The sequence below is a fragment of the Pacificitalea manganoxidans genome, from assembly GCF_002504165.1.
Taxonomy (GTDB): domain Bacteria; phylum Pseudomonadota; class Alphaproteobacteria; order Rhodobacterales; family Rhodobacteraceae; genus Pacificitalea; species Pacificitalea manganoxidans.
The window spans coordinates 82209-99194 of record NZ_CP021404.1; the positions used below are offsets into that span (position 1 = coordinate 82209).

15 protein-coding genes are annotated in these 16986 nt (G+C 66.4%); 12 read left to right on the plus strand and 3 right to left on the minus strand.

Annotated features, from left to right (window positions below; genetic code table 11):
- Positions 1–129 precede the first annotated feature (129 nt).
- From CBW24_RS00400 to CBW24_RS00430, 7 genes are all read left to right on the plus strand, one after another.
- Positions 130–855 carry a ribonuclease activity regulator RraA gene (locus CBW24_RS00400; RefSeq protein WP_088663120.1) on the plus strand — a complete coding sequence of 242 codons (726 nt, stop codon included), beginning with the start codon at positions 130–132 and terminating at the stop codon, positions 853–855.
- Between the two features lies 1 nt (position 856).
- The gene (locus tag CBW24_RS00405; protein WP_097372305.1) at positions 857–2377 is read left to right on the plus strand and encodes an aldehyde dehydrogenase (NADP(+)); all 1521 of its coding nucleotides are present in this window, start codon (positions 857–859) and stop codon (positions 2375–2377) included.
- A 572-nt stretch (positions 2378–2949) separates the two neighbouring features.
- Positions 2950–3915, plus strand: coding sequence for a Bug family tripartite tricarboxylate transporter substrate binding protein (locus CBW24_RS00410; protein WP_088663118.1), 966 nt, complete (start codon positions 2950–2952; stop codon positions 3913–3915).
- Between the two features lie 161 nt (positions 3916–4076).
- Positions 4077–4520 (plus strand): tripartite tricarboxylate transporter TctB family protein, encoded by a 444-nt coding sequence (locus CBW24_RS00415; RefSeq protein ID WP_232529908.1) that lies wholly within the window; start codon positions 4077–4079, stop codon positions 4518–4520.
- Positions 4521–4523: 3 nt separating this feature from the next.
- Positions 4524–6050: a tripartite tricarboxylate transporter permease gene (locus tag CBW24_RS00420; RefSeq protein ID WP_088663116.1), complete on the plus strand. Its 1527-nt coding sequence runs from the start codon at positions 4524–4526 to the stop codon at positions 6048–6050.
- A gap of 170 nt (positions 6051–6220) precedes the next feature.
- Complete coding sequence (locus tag CBW24_RS00425) at positions 6221–6922, plus strand: FadR/GntR family transcriptional regulator (RefSeq protein ID WP_088663195.1); 702 nt, start codon at positions 6221–6223, stop codon at positions 6920–6922.
- 154 nt (positions 6923–7076) lie between these two features.
- Complete coding sequence (locus CBW24_RS00430) at positions 7077–7979, plus strand: LysR family transcriptional regulator (RefSeq protein WP_088663115.1); 903 nt, start codon at positions 7077–7079, stop codon at positions 7977–7979.
- A gap of 86 nt (positions 7980–8065) precedes the next feature.
- On the opposite strand, the gene dapE is transcribed toward CBW24_RS00430, so the two are convergent.
- Both dapE and CBW24_RS00440 read right to left on the minus strand, forming a co-directional pair.
- Positions 8066–9217, minus strand: coding sequence for a succinyl-diaminopimelate desuccinylase (gene dapE / locus CBW24_RS00435; protein WP_097372306.1), 1152 nt, complete (start codon positions 9215–9217; stop codon positions 8066–8068).
- A gap of 15 nt (positions 9218–9232) precedes the next feature.
- Positions 9233–9595 (minus strand): DUF8846 family protein, encoded by a 363-nt coding sequence (locus tag CBW24_RS00440; protein WP_097372307.1) that lies wholly within the window; start codon positions 9593–9595, stop codon positions 9233–9235.
- 138 nt (positions 9596–9733) lie between these two features.
- Between CBW24_RS00440 and CBW24_RS00445 the strand changes: the two genes are divergently transcribed.
- From CBW24_RS00445 to CBW24_RS00470, 5 genes are all read left to right on the plus strand, one after another.
- Entirely contained in the window at positions 9734–11230 is a 1497-nt protein-coding gene (locus tag CBW24_RS00445; RefSeq protein WP_097372308.1) for a hypothetical protein, read from the plus strand.
- A complete protein-coding gene (locus CBW24_RS00450) occupies positions 11227–12525 on the plus strand; it encodes a polysaccharide biosynthesis protein (protein WP_097372309.1) in 1299 nt (432 codons plus the stop codon). Before CBW24_RS00445 ends, CBW24_RS00450 begins: the two co-directional genes overlap by 4 nt.
- Positions 12525–13694, plus strand: coding sequence for a glycosyltransferase (locus CBW24_RS18460; protein WP_198405196.1), 1170 nt, complete (start codon positions 12525–12527; stop codon positions 13692–13694). Before CBW24_RS00450 ends, CBW24_RS18460 begins: the two co-directional genes overlap by 1 nt.
- On the plus strand, positions 13679–14317 hold the full coding sequence (locus tag CBW24_RS00465; protein WP_198405197.1) for an LbetaH domain-containing protein: 639 nt from the start codon (positions 13679–13681) through the stop codon (positions 14315–14317). Before CBW24_RS18460 ends, CBW24_RS00465 begins: the two co-directional genes overlap by 16 nt.
- Positions 14318–14459: 142 nt before the next feature.
- Positions 14460–15680, plus strand: a complete 1221-nt coding sequence (locus tag CBW24_RS00470; protein ID WP_097372311.1) for an SGNH/GDSL hydrolase family protein — start codon at positions 14460–14462, stop codon at positions 15678–15680.
- Here CBW24_RS00470 and CBW24_RS00475 read toward each other — a convergent pair.
- Positions 15638–16957 (minus strand): WcaI family glycosyltransferase, encoded by a 1320-nt coding sequence (locus CBW24_RS00475; RefSeq protein WP_097372312.1) that lies wholly within the window; start codon positions 16955–16957, stop codon positions 15638–15640. The two genes, CBW24_RS00470 and CBW24_RS00475, sit on opposite strands and share 43 nt — an antisense overlap.
- Positions 16958–16986 lie beyond the last annotated feature (29 nt).

A 16986-nucleotide genomic window follows, 5' to 3' on the forward strand; every position in this document is an offset into this window, starting at 1 on the left:
TGTGACTCGTATGCGGCTGCCGTGCCGGTGCTTCAACCTCAGATCCAGCCCGCCACAACCGGCGCCCGCACCGCCGGGGCGGCGTTCCCATAATCATGGCTTCACGGAGCCACATGACAGGAAAAGACCATGAGCGACTACGTTTTACCCGCTGAGACACGCGACAAGCTGAAACAGGTGTCCACTGCATCCGTGGCCACTGCGCTGTATAAGCGGGGCCTGCGCAATCAGTTCGTGCAGGGCGTCGTCGCGGTGGAGCGCAAGCCGATCACCATGGTCGGTCAGGCCTTCACCCTGCGCTACATCCCGGCCCGCGAGGACCGCAATCCGCTGACCGTGTTCCGCGAGCGTGACCACAAACAGCGTGTCGCCGTGGAAACCTGCCCCGAAGGGCACGTTCTGGTCATGGATGCGCGGAAAGACAGCCGCGCCGCCACCGCAGGCTCCATCCTTGTCACCCGGCTTGCCCAGCGTGGTGCGGCTGGCGTGGTCTCCGATGGCGGCGTGCGCGACGCGGTCGGGATCGGCAAACTGGACATGCCCGCCTATTTCGCGTGCTCCTCCGCCCCGACGAACCTGACCCTTCACGAAGCCATCGACATCAACGTGCCGATTTCCTGCGGCGATGCGCCGGTCTTCCCCGGCGACGTGATGCTGGGCGATGGCGATGGCGTGATGGTCATCCCCGCCCATCTGGCCGACGAAATCGCCGAGGAATGCACCGGCATGGAGGCCTATGAGGACTTTGTGCTGGAACAGGTGAACGAAGGCGCGGGCATCATCGGCCTCTATCCCGCGACCGATGAACAGAACCTCGAAAAATTCGCCGCATGGCGCAAACGGACAGGACGATAACATGACCTTTACCCCCCACGGACACCATCTGATCGGCGGCAAACAGGTCAGCGGTGAGGAGCGGTTCCGCTCCGCCCCGGCCACCGGTGACGCATTTGAATTCTCGGCAGGCTCGCCGGATCTGGTGGCGCAGGCCTGCGCCGCCGCCGATGCCGCATTTGCCGGGTTCGCCGCCACCTCGCGCGAGGAGCGCGCCCGCCTGCTCGACACCATCGCCGACGAAATCGACGCCCGTGGCGCCGAGATCACCGAAATCGGCTGCGCCGAGACCGGCCTGCCCGAAGCACGCCTGCAAGGGGAACGGGGCCGCACCACCGGCCAGTTGCGCCTGTTCGCGGCCCATATCCGCGACGGCGATTACCTTGACCGCCGCCACGACCCGGCCCTGCCCGAACGGCAGCCGATGCCGCGCCCGGACCTGCGCATGATGCAGCGTCCCGTGGGGCCGATTGCCGTGTTTGGTGCATCGAACTTCCCGCTCGCCTTTTCGACCGCCGGGGGCGACACCGCCGCCGCGCTGGCCGCGGGCTGTCCGGTTGTGGTGAAAGGCCACGGCGCGCATCCCGGCACGGGCGAAGTGGTGGGCGATGCCATCGTCGCCGCCTTGGCCAAGCTGGACATGGATGCGGGGATCTTCAGCCTCGTCCAAGGCGGCAGCCGCGCCGTCGGCGAAGCGCTGGTGACCGATCCGCGCATCAAGGCCGTGGGCTTTACCGGCTCCCTCGGGGGCGGGCGCGCGCTCTATGATCTTTGTGCCAGGCGGCCGGAGCCGATCCCCTTCTTCGGCGAACTGGGCAGCGTCAATCCGATGTTCGTCCTGCCCAAGGCCGTGGCAAGCCGTGCTGCCGATCTGGGCGCAGGCTGGGCGGCGAGCCTTGCCATGGGCGTGGGGCAGTTCTGCACCAATCCCGGCATTGCCATCGTCATCGACGGACCCGACGCGGATGCGTTTGTCGCCGCCGCGACAGAAGGTCTGCGGCAGGTAGCGGCGCAGCCGATGCTGACCGACGGCATGGCCGACGCATACCGCACCGGAGCCCGCCGCGTGGCCGAAGGCGCCGGAGTGAAATCCCTGCTGACCAGCGCCTGCGAGGGCCGCAGCGCCGCGCCGTATCTCTTCGAGGTTACGGCAGGCGACTGGCTGCATAACGAAACCCTGTCCGAAGAGGTCTTTGGCTCACTGGGTCTGGTGATCCGGGTCAGCGACGCGGCGGAAATGCTGCAAGTCGCTCAAAGCTTCAAAGGTCAGCTGACGGCCACGTTGCAGATGGATGACGGCGACATCGAGCTTGCCCGCGATCTGCTGCCGGTGCTGGAACGCATGGCGGGCCGGGTTCTGGCCAACGGCTTCCCCACCGGGGTCGAGGTCTGCGACGCAATGGTGCATGGCGGCCCCTACCCGGCGAGCACCAATTTCGGCGCGACCTCTGTCGGCACGCTGTCCATCCGCCGGTTCCTGCGCCCCGTGTGCTATCAGAACCTGCCGGAAGCCCTGCTGCCTGCGGATCTGACATCTCTCTGAGCGCAGCCGCGATTTACAACCGAACCCCGCCACCGCACCTGTCGCGGCTGGCGGGGTTCGCATTTTCGCAGGAATATCAGGGGCTCGGCCCTCAGAACGGCCCAGTTTCGAGGGAGATCTGAGCCCCCAACCTGACTAGATTTGTATGTAATATGAACAGATGTTGAGCAATATCTGCCATTTTGGTAAATGTTTGCTAAATATTCTGTTGATTTGTAAAAAGTAATTCAGTAGCCTGATTTTGGTCCTGCGGAGAGGTCGGTCATCGCTGACGGTTCTGGGGACGGACCGATAATATAGGGGAGGGTGTTATCAGTCGCATCCGGGGCCTGGGCTTGCCTTGCTTCGGAATGCACGCGGACATGACGGGCATTGCCCGGCCTGCCGCCTACGCGCCCGGCTGCTGCCACGGCGCGCCCGCAAGGCCCGGATCACAAACCCGACTTTGCGCGCCCCCTTTTGAGACGACGAAGACGCCGCTACCGGCGAGCCGCTCGCGGCGTCAGGCCCGAAGGGTCGTTCTACTTGCCAGGATCATCTGGATGACAACATCTGTAAGGAGGAACAGGTCTATGTTTTCTAAAGGCTTGAAAAGCACAATCGCGCTGGCACTGGGTGCCTGCATCATGGGCACCTCGGTGGCCGCTGCGGAATTCCCGACCCGCGACATCCGGCTGATCGTTCCGTGGCCCGCAGGCGGCGGCGCCGATGCGATCTCGCGCAAGATCAGCAACATCGCCGAGCAGGAACTGCCGAAGTCCATCTATGTGGAAAACATCGCTGGCGCCGTGACCGCCACCGGCCTGATCCAGATGACCAGCTCCCGCCCCGATGGCCACACCGTCGGCGTTCTGACCTATGACAGCGTCATCACCCTGCCGCGCGGCCAGATGGTGCCGGGCTATTCGCTCGACAACATGACCCCCATCGCCCGCATCACCAGCGAAGCCGATGCGATCGTCGTGTCGAAGCATTCCGGCATCAACACGTTCGAAGAGCTGGTCGAGAAGGCGAAAGCCAACCCCGGTCAGGTCCGCGTCGGCGTGGCACCCAAAGGCTCCGGTCCGTATCTGTCCGCCAGCCAACTGGAAAAGCTGCTCGATGTTGATTTCAACGTCATCACCTATGCCGGCTCCTCCAGCGCCGAAGCCGAAGCGCTGCTGTCGGGTGAACTCGACGCTGCGATCTCCAGCCTTGGCGACTTCAGCGGCATCATCGAATCCGGCGATGCGAAGGGCGTGGTCGAACTGACCTCCGTTCAGAACATGACCTACACCGATGTGCCGACCATCAGCGACAAAGGGTATGACCTGCAAACCGGCAGCTTCATCATCCTTGCCGCCCCGGCCAACACCCCCGACGAAGCGATCACCACGCTCGAGACCGCGTTCAAAACGGCCTATGACAGCGAGGAATTCCAGTCGTGGCTGCAGCAGGTCGGCGTCACCGCTGACTGGCTCGGCTCGGACGAGGTCGTCGATTGGATGGGCGAGCTTCAGGAGAAGACGTTCAGCCTGATGGACGAGCTGGACCTGTAAACCCGAACCTCCCGCATGTTCCCGGTCACGCACCGGGGGCATGGTCCCGCGGGCGCAAGCCCGCGGGCTTAACGGTTGCAGCGCCGCGCCCCGTGCGGGCCTACTGAGGCCCCGGCACCGCCCTGCCCCATCACACCCAGCTTGCGGAGAATATGATGCTCATGAACCGGCAACTGTTATTTCTCTATGTCACCCTTGCAGTGTCTGTCGGATATCTGGTTTCGGCAATGAGCCTCGGCGCGCCGACAGATGGGGGCCGCGTGACGCCCTCGTTCTTCCCGATCCTCGTGGGCGCCGCCGCAATCGTGTTCTGCGCCGTGCTGATCGTGCAGCAACTCCGCGCCACGCCGGGCCCGGACCGCGCCGCCGAGCCGCCGCGCTACACCCATCTGTGGATCGTCGCGGCGATCTTCGTCTACATCGCGATCTTCAAGACCGTGGGCTACTTCATCTCCTCCGGTCTCTTCGTCTTTGCGCTGATCGTGCTGTTTTCCTCCTTCGAGAAGCTGATCCAGAAGGCCCTGATTTCGGTGGTCGTCGTCTTGGCCGGCTATGTCATGTTCCAATACCTGTTCGGGGTCCGGCTCCCGACACCGTGGGGTTAACCGATGGATTTCATTCTGCTTGTCTTCAGCAGCTTTGCCCTGCTGGCTGATCCGGTCATCCTGACATATGTCATTCTGGGCTTTGTGATCGGCACCATTTTCGCCGCGATCCCCGGTCTGACCGCGACGCTGGCGATGGCCCTGCTGCTGCCGCTGACCTATACGCTGAACGTCGAAACCGCCCTGATGGCCTGTGCCAGCATCTACATGGCGGGTATGTGCGGCGGCTCCATCACGGCCACCACGATCAACATCCCCGGCGCGCCGTCGTCGATGATGACCGCGCTGGATGGCTATCCGATGCAACAACAGGGCAAGGGCGCTCTTGCACTGGGCCATGCCGCGCTTGGCTCCATGTTCGGTGGGGCGCTCGGGGCCATCCTGCTGATCGCTCTCGCGCCCTTCGTGGCCGAAGTGTCGCTGCTGGTGAAAACCACGGGTAAGTTCTCGCTGCTCGCATTCGCCATCATCGTCGTGGTCATCGCCCAGCGGGGCAAGATCGCGCAGGCCGGTCTGGCTGCTTGTATCGGGCTGATGCTGGCCACCGTCGGCCTAGACGCGATGGAGCCGATCACCCGCTTTACCTACGGCAACAGCAACCTGACCGCCGGGATCGATCTGATGCCCGTCATCATCGGCACCTTCGCCATTGCCGAAGTGCTGATACAGGCCTGTTCCAACCGCGACATCAGCGCCGCAGCCGCCGCCGCGGAGAAGGTCAAGATCCGTCGCCGGGATTTCCTGCCGCCGATTTCCGATATCCGCCGCATCGGTCTGGGCTGCTACATCAAGTCCAGCCTGATCGGCTACTTCGTCGGCACCCTGCCCGGCGCGGGTGGCTCGATGGGGTCGTTTCTGGCCTATACCGAAGCGATGCGCACCTCGTCCGAGCCGGAGAGCTTCGGCAAGGGCAACCCGCAGGGCATCGCCGCCTCTGAAAGCGCGAATAACGCGGTGTGTGGCGGGGCCATGGTGCCGATGCTGACCTTCGGCATTCCGGGCGATCCGATCACGGCGATCATGCTGGGTGTTCTGGTGATCAACGGCATCCAGCCGGGGCCGCAGCTTATGTCAGATCAGGCGGGCCTGATCGCACCGATGCTGGCCGCGCTTCTGTTCAGCGCCGTGGTGCTCATTCCGCTGACGCTGTATCTGATCGGGCCGTATTTCATCAAGATCGTGTCGATCCGCAAGGACGTGCTCTATGCGGTGATTTCCCTTCTGGCCGTGGTCGGCAGCTATGTCGCGACCTACTCCACGTTCCAGATGTTCATGGCGCTTGGCATGGGGGTTCTGGCCTTCTACCTGCGGCGCAATGGATTGCCGGTCATCACCATGCTGCTGGGCTATATCCTTGGTCCCAACCTTGAAGAATTCCTGCGGCGGTCGCTGGCCCTGTCGAACGGCAATCCCATGACGTTCTTCACCAATCTTGACAGCCTGTTCTTCATCGTGCTGACGATGGTCTTCGTCTACTTCCTCGTGATCCGGAAGCCGGCTGAGAAGCCTGTCCGCATCAAGGGCGAGTAACAGGCCCCTGCTGGTCCCCGCGCGTCTTCGGGCGGGTGGGGGCCTGCCGCCCCGGGCATGGCGTTTTGCGGAATTTGGTGCGGCATCATGACCTTGGGTCGTTACAACAGGTCGCCAGTCGCCTATAAGGACCATCCGAAGCTGGCCACGAAGAACAAAAGGAAATGACCTTGTCAGAGACCCGGCGCCCCTCCTTGGCGGATCAAGTCTACGATCAGTTGCTGGCAAAGATTCTCGACGAGGAATACCCCGTTCACAGCCGATTGCCCGCCGAAGAGGTGCTGGCCCAAAGTTTCGGCGTGTCCCGTCCCATTGTCCGCACGGCCCTGTCGCGGCTCCGCGACGACGGCATCGTGCAATCGCGCCGAGGCTCCGGCAGCTATGTTCTGCGCCGCCCCGACCGGCAGCTTATCAGCTTTGTGCCGCTGGAATCGCTTTCGGATGTTCAGCGCTGCTATGAATTTCGAATCGATGTCGAAGGCGCGGCTGCCGCTTGGGCCGCACGCCGCCGCGACAATGACGACCTTGCCGCGATGGAGAACGCGTTCACCGTTCTCGAAGAGGCCTATCAGCAAAATGCGCTTGGCGTCGAAGCGGACCAGATGTTCCACCTTGCCGTGGCGCGGGCGTCCAAGAACCCGTTTTTCTCGTCCGTGCTGGCCTCTCTGGGGCAGCAGATCGCCTTCGGGGTGAAGCTGTCGCGCTCCCTGACCATGCTGGACGTGCCGGTGCGACAGGATCTGGTTCTGGCGGAACATCGCGCCGTGCTGGAGGCCATCACCCTCAAGCAGCCAGAGGTCGCGGGCGCGTCGATGCGCCATCACATCACCGCCGCCAAGGACCGGATGTTCGTCGGAACGCAGGAGTCGTAGCGCCCTCTGCCGCCGCACGGCGCGCCTGAAACCACCCATAAACAATCCCGTCTACACCCTCGGGCCGCTCAATTGTCCGGCCCGCTCCGCAATCCTGCCTGATTTCGGCTTCACAACAGTGACCAAGATCGAGAGCTATTGTTGAGGAGTGAGTATGGACCGCCTGACCGAGATGGAAGCCTTTGCCACCGTGGTGGACCAAGGCGGCTTCACCGATGCGGCCAAGAAAATGGGGATTTCCAAATCCGCCGTATCCAAACATGTCTCCTCGCTCGAAGCACGGCTTGGGGCGCGGCTACTCAACCGCACCACGCGGCGGGTCTCGCCCACCGAAATCGGGCTTGTCTATTATGACCGCGCAAGGCGGGTTCTGAACGACGCGGGCGAGGCCGACGCCATCGTCACCTCCATGCAATCCGCGCCTTCGGGGCTGCTGCGTATCTCGGTCGCGACGGATTTCGGGGTCAACCACCTGTCGCCGGTGCTGGGGGATTTTCTACAGGAATTCCCGGACATTACGGTCAACATGGTGCTGAACAACCGCTTTGTTGAACTGATCTCCGAAGGGTTCGATATGGCGATCCGCATCGGGGAGCTGGAGGACAGCACCCTGCGGGCGCGCAAGCTGACCGAAACCACCAGACGGATGATCGCCTCGCCGGACTATTTCCGCCGCTATGGCAGGCCCACCCGGATCGACGATCTGAACGAGCACAAGCTGCTGCATTATTCCAACCAGTCCTCCGGCAATGTCTGGAAGCTGACCGCGCCCTCTGGCGAAAAACGGCAGATCCGCACCGCGGGCTGGCTTACCGTCAATGACGGGCAGAGCCTGCTCAACGCCGCGATTTCGGGGCTGGGCATCGCCTATCTGCCCAGCTTCCTTTATGGCAGCGCGCTGAAAAAAGGCTTGGTCGAGGAAGCGATCCCCGACCTGCCGGTGGAGCCGCTGGGCATCTACGCCGTCTACCCGCCGGGGCGGTTCACTCAGCCCAAGGTGCGCGCTTTCATCGACTTCCTCGTCGAAAGCTTCGCGGAGAAAGACCTGCTTTGGTAGCGCCTGCGCACGCGCCGCATTTGCCTGAGCAGCACCGCCAAGACCCCTGATCCCAGCGCCCCGCCCATTGGCGGGCTGCGCTGGTTTTAGCTGAAATAGTCCTTCAGGATGCGGGCATAGACCGATTTCAGGGCCGGGATCTGATCCACCGGGACGCGTTCGTCCACCTGATGCATCGATTTCCCGACAAGCCCGAATTCCACCACCGGGCAGTGATCCTTGACGAAGCGCGCGTCCGACGTGCCGCCCGATGTCGACAACACCGGCGCCCGGCCTGTCACAGCCCGGACCGCGCCCGCGACGAGATCGGACAGCGCGCCGGGCGGCGTCAGAAACGCCTCGCCGGACAGCCGGGTTTCGACAGCGATCTCGACCCCGGTGTCAGCGGCGATCTCGGCGGCAGCCGTTTCCATCCACGCCGTAAGCGACGCGCCGCTGTGCAGATCGTTGAACCGCACGTTCATCACGGCCTGGCAACTGGCCGGGACGACATTCGTCGCCGGATTGCCGATATCGATGGTCGTGACCTGCAAGGTGGAGGGATCGAAATGGTCGGTGCCCTCATCCAGCGGCGCGGCGGTCAGCCGGTGCAGCAGCGACACCATCGCATGGGCCGGGTTTCGTGCCCGGTGCGGATAGGCGACATGACCCTGCACGCCCGTCGCCGTGAAGAACCCGCTGATCGAGCCGCGGCGCCCGATCTTCATCATGTCGCCCAGATCCTCGGGGCAGGTTGGCTCCCCCACCAGACAGGCGCTCATTGCCTCGCCTTCAGCCGCCATCCAATCGAGCAACGCCACGGTGCCATCGCGGGCCGGGCCCTCTTCGTCCCCGGTGATCGCCAGAATGATCGCGCCATCGGGGGGCGTGTCGCGCACAAAATCGACAGCGGCGGCGGCAAAGGCCGCAACGCCGGATTTCATGTCTGTCGCGCCGCGGCCCCACAGCATCCCGTCACGGATCTCCGCGCCGAAAGGATCGACAGTCCACGCCGCCGCATCGCCCACCGGCACCACATCCGTATGCCCGTTGAAGCCGAAACTGCGCGCGTGGCCCTTTGCGCCCCAGCGGGCAAACAGGTTCGGCGTGCCGTTGCGATCAACGCGGGTGCAGGTGAACCCCGCGTCGGTCAGCATCTGCTCCAGCAGTTGCAACGCGCCGCCCTCCTCCGGCGTGACGGAGGCACAGCGCACCAAAGCGGCGGTCAGGGCAACGGGGTCGACGGGCTCATGCGACATGGGGGTCCTTTCGGGTCAGGCGTCATCCTCGGCCAGAAACGCGTCGCGCTCCTTGGCGGCAAAGAACGGCGTCATCTCTGCCACGATGACCGAATTCTCGTCCATCGCCTGCTGCATCAGCGCGCGTTCCTCGTCTGAAATCTCGTGCCCCATCTGCTCCCGCTCCGACAGGGTGCCGTAGCCGGTCACGTCCAGCGGGGCCATATCGGCCTGCTTCAGAATGGCGACGGTTTCGCGCACGGCTTCGGCCTCGTCCCGCCCCGACGCAAAGCAGAGCAGCCCAGCGCCGATGGCGTTCTTGGGCAAACCATCGCCGGATTTGCGGCCCAGCTCCACCAACAGGGTAAAGACATCAGGGGCGGATTTCTTCGAGGGCATGACGGGCTCCTGCACTGGGGTCCGTCGCGTGTTGCGGTTTTCGCCCCACGGGTCAAGGGGGCGCAGGGGCGGCACGTTCAAACGATTTGTTAACCAAACCCCAGCTAACTGGATGCAGTCAGCGTTCAGGAGCCGTCAATGCGTGTGCCGCCGCCCGTTCCCGCCCTGCCCCACCCGCCCGGTCCCGTGCCGCTGCGGGGCACTGTGGCCTGGGGTGTGGGCGCGGGGCATCTGGCGCTGGCTGCGGTGCATCTGGGCCTTGGCTCCGCGCCTTGGCCGCTAATCGCGCTGATTGTGATTTCGCTCACCGGCTGTGCCGCCCTCCTGCGGGATCGGATCTGGCCCGGTGATGCGGTGCTGTTTTATGGCGGGCTCTATGGCGGCACGCTTGCGCTGATCATCAAGGCGGCGCTGGGTCAGCCGCTACAGGACAACCTCGGCCATGCCGATGCCGCCGCGACCCTGCTGCTGATAGGTCATCTGGGGCTCTGGGCGGCGGTGCGGCTGGCGGGGATGCTGGCCGCGCGTATGCCCGCCCCACCGATGACCCTGCGGCTGGCCGATCCGGCGCTGTTGCAGCGTGCCTTTCTGCCGCTGCTGGCTGTCGGCATGGCGGCGGCGCTGGCGCATGTGCTGCTGCGGCCCCGGCTGGTCAACGGCATGATCGAGCAGGGCGCGGGCTTTGGCGGGTTTGGCACGCTTTCGGTGCTGCTGGTGATGGCCCTTGCCGCTGGCACGACGCTCGCCGCCGGGCGTCACGGACCCCGCGCGCGGTTCTGGCTGCTGGCCGCGCTTCTGCTGATGCTGGGCATGACGGTGGTCGCCAACACCAAGAAAGAGCTGGGCGAAGCGTTGATCGTGCTGGCTATGGGCGCCATCGCCCTGCGCCTGCAGCCCACCCCCGCCCGGCTGCTGGGCACGGTGGCGGCGGGGGCGGTGCTGTTGCTCTATGTCGGGCCGGTGGTGCATATCATGCGCGCCGATTTTCTGGATCTGGGGCTGGACGGGCGCATTGCGGCGGCGTGGTCGATCCTTGTCGATGCCGGGTTCGATCCCCGCGCGCTTCGGGCCGAGGATGCGCGCATCGCGGCAAGCTTCTCCTACGCCTATCGCGAGGGCGGCAGCTACATCTATCCGGTCAGCGCCAATCTGGACCGGTTCGCCCTGATCCTGCCGGTGGACCAAGTGCTGCGCGGCGTGGCCCAAAGCCATGTGATCGGGCCCGCCCCCTTCCTACGGGAGGTGGCGGAAGGGGTGCTGCCCTCTCTCCTGATCGCCAAAAGCGCGGCCACCGGCGCCGATCTCATCGCGTGGGAGTACGGCATCCGCATCCACGGCAATGCAGCCCGTCCCGTTCTGGGGCTGGCGGCCAGCGCATTGGCGATCGGTGGACCGACGGCGGTGCTGCCGCTGGTCTTCGCCGTGATGCTGCCGGTCGTGCTGTTGCTGAATATCGGATTTGGCGATCTGCGGCGCGGACTGGCCGGATACACCGCCTGCTGCATCACTTGGATCCTCGCGGAAACCACGCTCGACGCGGCGCTGGTCTTTGCCCTGCGGCACGCGGTGCTGGCCTGGCTTGCCTGCTGGCTGGTGAGCCGCGTCTTTGCCCTCGCACCGGACCCGCACCGATGAGCCTGCGCCGGAACATACTGGCCCAAGGCGGCGGACAGGCCGGGCTCCTGACCGTGCAATTGGTAAGCGTGCCCCTGCTGATCGCCGCTTGGGGCATCGACGGGTTCGGCACATGGGCCATGCTCACGGCGCTCGCCGGGCTGCTGGCGCTATCGGATCTGGGCTTCACCTTCGCCGTAAAAAACGACCTTGCGCTGCGGCTTGCACGGGGGGACCGCGCCGGCGCGCGCGCCAGCTACCAAAGCGTGCTGGTGCTGCTGCTGGGCAGCTGTGCCGTGCTAGCGCTGCTGATTGCGGGCGGGGTGCTTATGGCGTGGCACATCGGTTGGCTGGCGCGGCTGTCACAGGGGGGCGAGGTCGCTGCCGCCATCGCGTGGCTGGCGGCGACCGCCGGTTTGAGCCAGTTCTTTCTGTTGGGCTGCGCGGGGTTGCGCGGCATCGGTCGCCCGGCGGAGGAGATTACGGCCGCCGCTACCGCCCGCATTGCCGAGGGCATGGCTGTCGTCACCGTCGCGCTTCTGGGTCACGGCATCGCAAGCGCGGCGGCGGCGGCCTGTCTGATGCGAGCCGTGGCCTGCGGGGTGCTGTGGTGGCGCCTGCGGCGCCTCGCCCCGTGGCTGCGCAGTGGATTGCGCAGCGGGGTGCCCGAGGCGCGGCGCGACCGCTTGCGGCTGCTGGCCTCTCCCGCGCTGTCCTATCTGCTGATCCCGCTGGCACAGGCCGGTCTGCTGCATGCTCCGCCTCTGCTGCTGGGGCTGATGAGCGGGCCGACGGGGGTCGCGCTCTATGCGGTGACGCGGACCGTGGCGCGGGCGGGCACCACCGCCGCGACGCTGGTGAACCACGCGCTTGTCCCCGAATACAGCTACGCGTTCGGGGCCGGACGGGCGCAGAGGGTCGCCGCCCTGATCCGTCTGCACCAGACCCTGATCGGCATGGGCGCGCTTGCCTATGCCGCGATCCTCGCCGCGCTGGGCCTGATGCTGATCCACTGGTTTTCCGGCGGCAGCGTCACCGCGCAGTCCGCGCTGCTGGCCGCAATTGGCCTGTCCGTTCTGCTGGAAATGGGGTGGACCGCCTGTCTGGCGCCGCGCGCGGCCCGCAATGCCCATCGCCGGATCGCGCTTTCGGCGCCGCTGGGCGCGGCTGTCGGGCTTGGCGCTGGCGTCGCGCTGGCCGGCGTGATCGCGCCACCCGTGGCGCTGGGTTGCGGGGTCGCTCTGGCGCACGGGCTTATCTGCGGCGCGGCGCTCAGCGCCCCCGCCCATACCCTACCACATGGAAGGCTGATCTAATGCGGATTTTGCGGGTCATTCACAGTGTCCACCCCGATCAAGGCGGCCCGGTCGAGGGGCTGCTACGCTCCGCCGCGTATCACGCGAAAGCCGGGCACCAGACCGAAGTCGTCAGCCTAGATGCCGGACCCGTCCGAGGGTTCCCGCTGCCCCTGCATCCGCTGGGACCGGGGCTGGGGCGATATGGCTACACCCCGCGCCCGGCCCAGTGGATCACCGCGCATGCCGACCGCTTCGACGCCTGCGTCATTCATGGGCTCTGGAACCATGCCGTGATCGGCGGCGGGCGCGCGGCGCGGGCCAGCGGCCTGCCCTATGTCGTGTTTACCCATGGGATGCTCGACCCGTGGTTTCGCCGTGCCGCGCCGCTGCGCCATCTGGCCAAGCAGGTGATCTGGTGGGCGGCACAGGCGGAGGTGATGGAGGGCGCGGCACGGGTTCTTTTTACCTCCGAAGGAGAGGCTCGCGCCGCGCGCGCCGCCTTTGCGCAGACCCCGATCCGGCCTCATGTCCTGCCCTATGGCGCCGCGCGCCCGTCCCAGCGCGAACGGGCAGAGGGGCCGCTGGCCTTTGCCGCGCGGGTGCAGATGCCCAATCGGCCCTACCTGCTGTTCATGTCACGATTTCACCCCAAAAAGGGGCTCGACCTGCTGATCCCGGCCTTTGCCCAAAGCGCGGCGCGGCATCCGGGCCTGCAACTGGTGCTGGCGGGGCCGGACCCTGACGGCATGACGCCCTCCCTGCGCAAACTTGCCCAGCATAGCGGGATCAGACGGCGGGTGTATTTCCCCGGTCCGCTGAGCGGCGCAAGCAAATGGGGGGCATTGATGGGGGCAGATGCGCTTTGCCTGCCGTCCCATGGCGAGAATTTCGGCATCGTGCTGGCCGAGGCGATGGCCTGCGCGACGCCGGTTCTGACCACCCATGCCGTCAACATCGCCCCCCGCATCGCGGAGGCCGGCGCGGGATTGATCGAACAGGACGATGCCAGCGGGATCACACGGCTGCTGCACCGCTGGGGCGCACTGGACCCACCCCGGCGCGCGCAGATGTCCGCAGCGGCCAAGCGCTTGCACGCAAGCGATTTTACCGTCGAGCGTGCCGCGCAGGCCTTGGCCCAGGTGCTGACCGACATCCGCGAGGAGGCGCATCAATGGCAAATGGCCTGACCGGCGGCAACGTCGCCCGTGGTGCGGCCAGCTTTAGCCTGAGCAACCGGCTAGAGCGGGCCCTGTTTCAGGTCGCGTGGGTCTTGCTGGCCGCGTGGACGCCCGCGCCGCTGCACCGTTGGCGCATCGCGGTGCTGCGGCTGTTTGGCGCGCAAGTGGCGTGGAACGCGCGTCTGCATGGATCGGTGCGGATCTGGCGGCCCGCGACCCTGAGCATCGGGGCCGAGGCGCTGATCGGGCGTGGCGCGTGGCTCTACTCGATGGACCGAATCGACATTGGCGCGGGGGCGGTGGTGTCGCAACGCGCGCATCTGTGCACCGGGTCGCACCGGCTCGACGATCCGGAATTTCGCCTGATCACCGCGCCGATCCGGGTGGCGCCGCGCGCGTGGATCGCGGCAGAGGCGTTCGTCGGTCCCGGTGTCAGTGTGGGGCACGGCGCGGTGGTGGCTGCCCGTGCCGTCACGATGCGAAATGTGCCGCCATGGCAAATCGTTGCCGGAAACCCGGCCCGCCAGATCGGCCAGCGCGACCTGCGCAGCCCGCCCGGCGCAACCGCGCGCCACGGGCCGGCCTGGGGGCAGGAGGACAGCGATGCGCGCGCTGAGGCCGGGGTATATTAACCAATGGGCACGATGCTCTCTGTCTGAAACGCCCGGCCTTATCGCCGGTGCGCCGAACAGAAGAGAGGTCATCATGCTGGGACTTGGGATCGGAATTGGTGCCGCGGCCATCGGCGGGGGTCTGCGGCAAAGGACGTGGGCCTTGGCCAATCGGCCCGTGACCGTGTGGGGTGACAGCCTGTCTGCCGGGGCGGGGGCCAGCGGCGCACGGCTGGCCTTCCCGGCGCAGGCGGCCGCCCTGCCAAGAGCGGCGCGCGACATAGATAATCGCGGCGTCGGGGGCCAAACATCGACCCAGATCGCGGCACGGCAGGGCGGTGTTCCGATCACCGTCACGGTGCCCGACGGCGCGATTCCGGCGCGGATCGACCAAAATTGGGACTTCACCGAGGGGTTACAGGGCTGGGGTCCGCGCCGCGCTGTGGCGCCCTATGCGGAGGTGGCCGTGGACGGGGACGCCCTGCGGCTGACCACCGTCGGCACGGCGCAATCGGGCGCGCAGCTGTGGCTGGGCGCAACCCTGCCCAGCGGCACCGTGGTCACGGTGGAGTTTGATCTAGAGATCGATGCGCCATGGCTGGAGGTTGGTCTGGTCAATGCCGAAAGCGCGGCGCAGGCCTCGGGCGGGTGGGCCGCGACGACCGGCTTCTCTCAAGGCGGACATAAGGTGCTGAACTTTACCGTGGGCGACGCGGCGGAGCCGCAGGCCACCGCCCTGCTGTTCATGGCGCACACGCAGATCGGCAGCTACCGCATTCGCAATCTGCGCGTGGTGTCCGACAGCCCCGTCGCCCTGAGCGGGCAAAGCGTGGATGTGCTGATGGAAAGCGGCGCGCCAGCGGGCGAGATGCCCGCGCAGATCGGTGACGCGGCGGGGATCGTGCGCACCGATGCAGGCGGCAACTGGAGCTTTACCCGGACCTCTGCCGGGGCCGAGGTTGCGTGCCCCGGCACGGTCACGGTCATCCCCGACAGCGCGGGCGATACCGGCACGCGGACGCTGTGGATCTGGGCGGGGCGCAACAACCATACGGACCCCGAGGTCGTGAAATCCGACATTGCCGCGATGGTTGCTCATGCCGGGCACGGGCATGTTCTGGTCGGGTCCGTGCTGACCAGCGCGGTGGATTCGGCGCCCGCGCGACAGGGGATATTGCAGCTGAATTCCGATCTGAGCGCGATCTATGACGACCGGTTCGTGGATCTGATGGCCGCATTGCAGGCGGCCTCAGACGGGGGCGCGGAGGATAGCGCCGATGTGGCCGATGATCTGGTGCCGCGCTCCCTGCGCAGCGACGCGGTGCATCTGAACGATGCGGGCTACGGCGTCGTGGCGCTGGCGTTTTCGGAGGCCCGGTATTGAGCGTTGCGGCGGGTCAGGCGGCCCAGCTCTTCGTGCCAGCGGGCAAGGATGGTGTCGGCGTGCCATCTGTCCCGCGCGGCCCGGCGTCCCGCGCTGCCCAGCGTCGCCCGGCGATCCGGGTCTTGCAGCAGCAGATCGAGTTCGACGACCAGGGCGGTGGTATCTCCGGGGGGCACAACGACACCGCAGCCCGCGACCTCGGCCGCGAGGGCGGTGCCAGGCGCGGCGGTGGCAAGGACCGGACGCCCGGAGGCCAGCATGTTGGTTAGTTTCGACGGCAGAACGAGGTCAGCGGCATCGGCGATCTGCGGCAGCAAGTGCACGGTGGCAAGGCCGAGCAACGCGCCAAGCCGATCCCGCGGCTGCAGGGGCGCCACGCGCAGGTTCGGGTGATCGCGGGCGGCCTGTTCAAGCATCGGGCGCATGGGTCCGTCGCCACAGATCAGCAGCGTCAGATCTCGGCGATGGCGCAAACGATGGGCCAGGTCTGGGATCGCCTCCAGCCCCTGTTTGCGGCCCAGCGCCCCGGAATACAGCAGCACATGCGGGGTGGTGATGCCCAAGGCGCGGCGCAGGGCGGTCATCTGCGCAGTGGTCGGCGGGGGCATTGGTTCTGCCCAATTGCGCAATTCCTGGATGCGGTGGGGCGCGACCCCTTTGGCGGCGACGCGGGCGCACATCTGGGTGGAAATCGTGCTGACCCTATCGAAGCGGCGCAACACCCAGCGTTCGATGCGGGTCGCAAGCGGGGCCGGACCGATAAGCCCGGTTGCGCGCGCCGCATCGAGTTCGAGATCCTGCAGATGCAGCCATGCGGGCGCCCCCGCAAGCCGCGCTGCCAACCAGCCCAGCGGTGCGGATACCAGCGCCGGGGCGATTACCACCACACGGTCGGGAGGGTGGCGCAGGGCCTGCGCGATCATCACCGGCGCGGCGGTGAGCGCGAAACTGGCCTGATGCACCAGCCGCCGCAGCCCTGTCGGGCGCCGGGGGATGTAATGCGGGCAATGGGTGACCCGCAGGTTCGCGGCAGGGGTGCGCGTGACATACCGCGCGCGGGGCCAGCCCGTGGGCCGCGCCCATGCGGGGAAATAGGGGGTGGCGGTGACGACATGCACGCTGTGCCCGTGCCGCGCCAGATAGCTGGCAAGCCGGGTGGTATAGGGCGCGGTCGAGATCGGCTCCGGCGCGAAGTTGAGCCCCAAAATCAGGGTTCGCGTGACGGGACGTGCAGGCGACAGCGGAAGCGGACGCGGAGGCGATTGCGGAACGGTCATCTGGCGGGCTCCTGTAGCTGCCCGCCAGC

Bases quoted from the DNA above. Each gene is read 5' to 3' on its own strand.
- CBW24_RS00400 (WP_088663120.1), top strand. From the start codon at position 130: ATGAGCGACTACGTTTTACCCGCTGAGACACGCGACAAGCTGAAACAG.
- CBW24_RS00405 (WP_097372305.1), top strand. From the start codon at position 857: ATGACCTTTACCCCCCACGGACACCATCTGATCGGCGGCAAACAGGTC.
- CBW24_RS00410 (WP_088663118.1), top strand. From the start codon at position 2,950: ATGTTTTCTAAAGGCTTGAAAAGCACAATCGCGCTGGCACTGGGTGCC.
- CBW24_RS00415 (WP_232529908.1), top strand. From the start codon at position 4,077: ATGAACCGGCAACTGTTATTTCTCTATGTCACCCTTGCAGTGTCTGTC.
- CBW24_RS00420 (WP_088663116.1), top strand. From the start codon at position 4,524: ATGGATTTCATTCTGCTTGTCTTCAGCAGCTTTGCCCTGCTGGCTGAT.
- CBW24_RS00430 (WP_088663115.1), top strand. From the start codon at position 7,077: ATGGACCGCCTGACCGAGATGGAAGCCTTTGCCACCGTGGTGGACCAA.
- dapE (WP_097372306.1), bottom strand. From the start codon at position 9,217: ATGTCGCATGAGCCCGTCGACCCCGTTGCCCTGACCGCCGCTTTGGTG.
- CBW24_RS00440 (WP_097372307.1), bottom strand. From the start codon at position 9,595: ATGCCCTCGAAGAAATCCGCCCCTGATGTCTTTACCCTGTTGGTGGAG.
- CBW24_RS00445 (WP_097372308.1), top strand. From the start codon at position 9,734: ATGCGTGTGCCGCCGCCCGTTCCCGCCCTGCCCCACCCGCCCGGTCCC.
- CBW24_RS00450 (WP_097372309.1), top strand. From the start codon at position 11,227: ATGAGCCTGCGCCGGAACATACTGGCCCAAGGCGGCGGACAGGCCGGG.
- CBW24_RS18460 (WP_198405196.1), top strand. From the start codon at position 12,525: ATGCGGATTTTGCGGGTCATTCACAGTGTCCACCCCGATCAAGGCGGC.
- CBW24_RS00465 (WP_198405197.1), top strand. From the start codon at position 13,679: ATGGCAAATGGCCTGACCGGCGGCAACGTCGCCCGTGGTGCGGCCAGC.
- CBW24_RS00475 (WP_097372312.1), bottom strand. From the start codon at position 16,957: ATGACCGTTCCGCAATCGCCTCCGCGTCCGCTTCCGCTGTCGCCTGCA.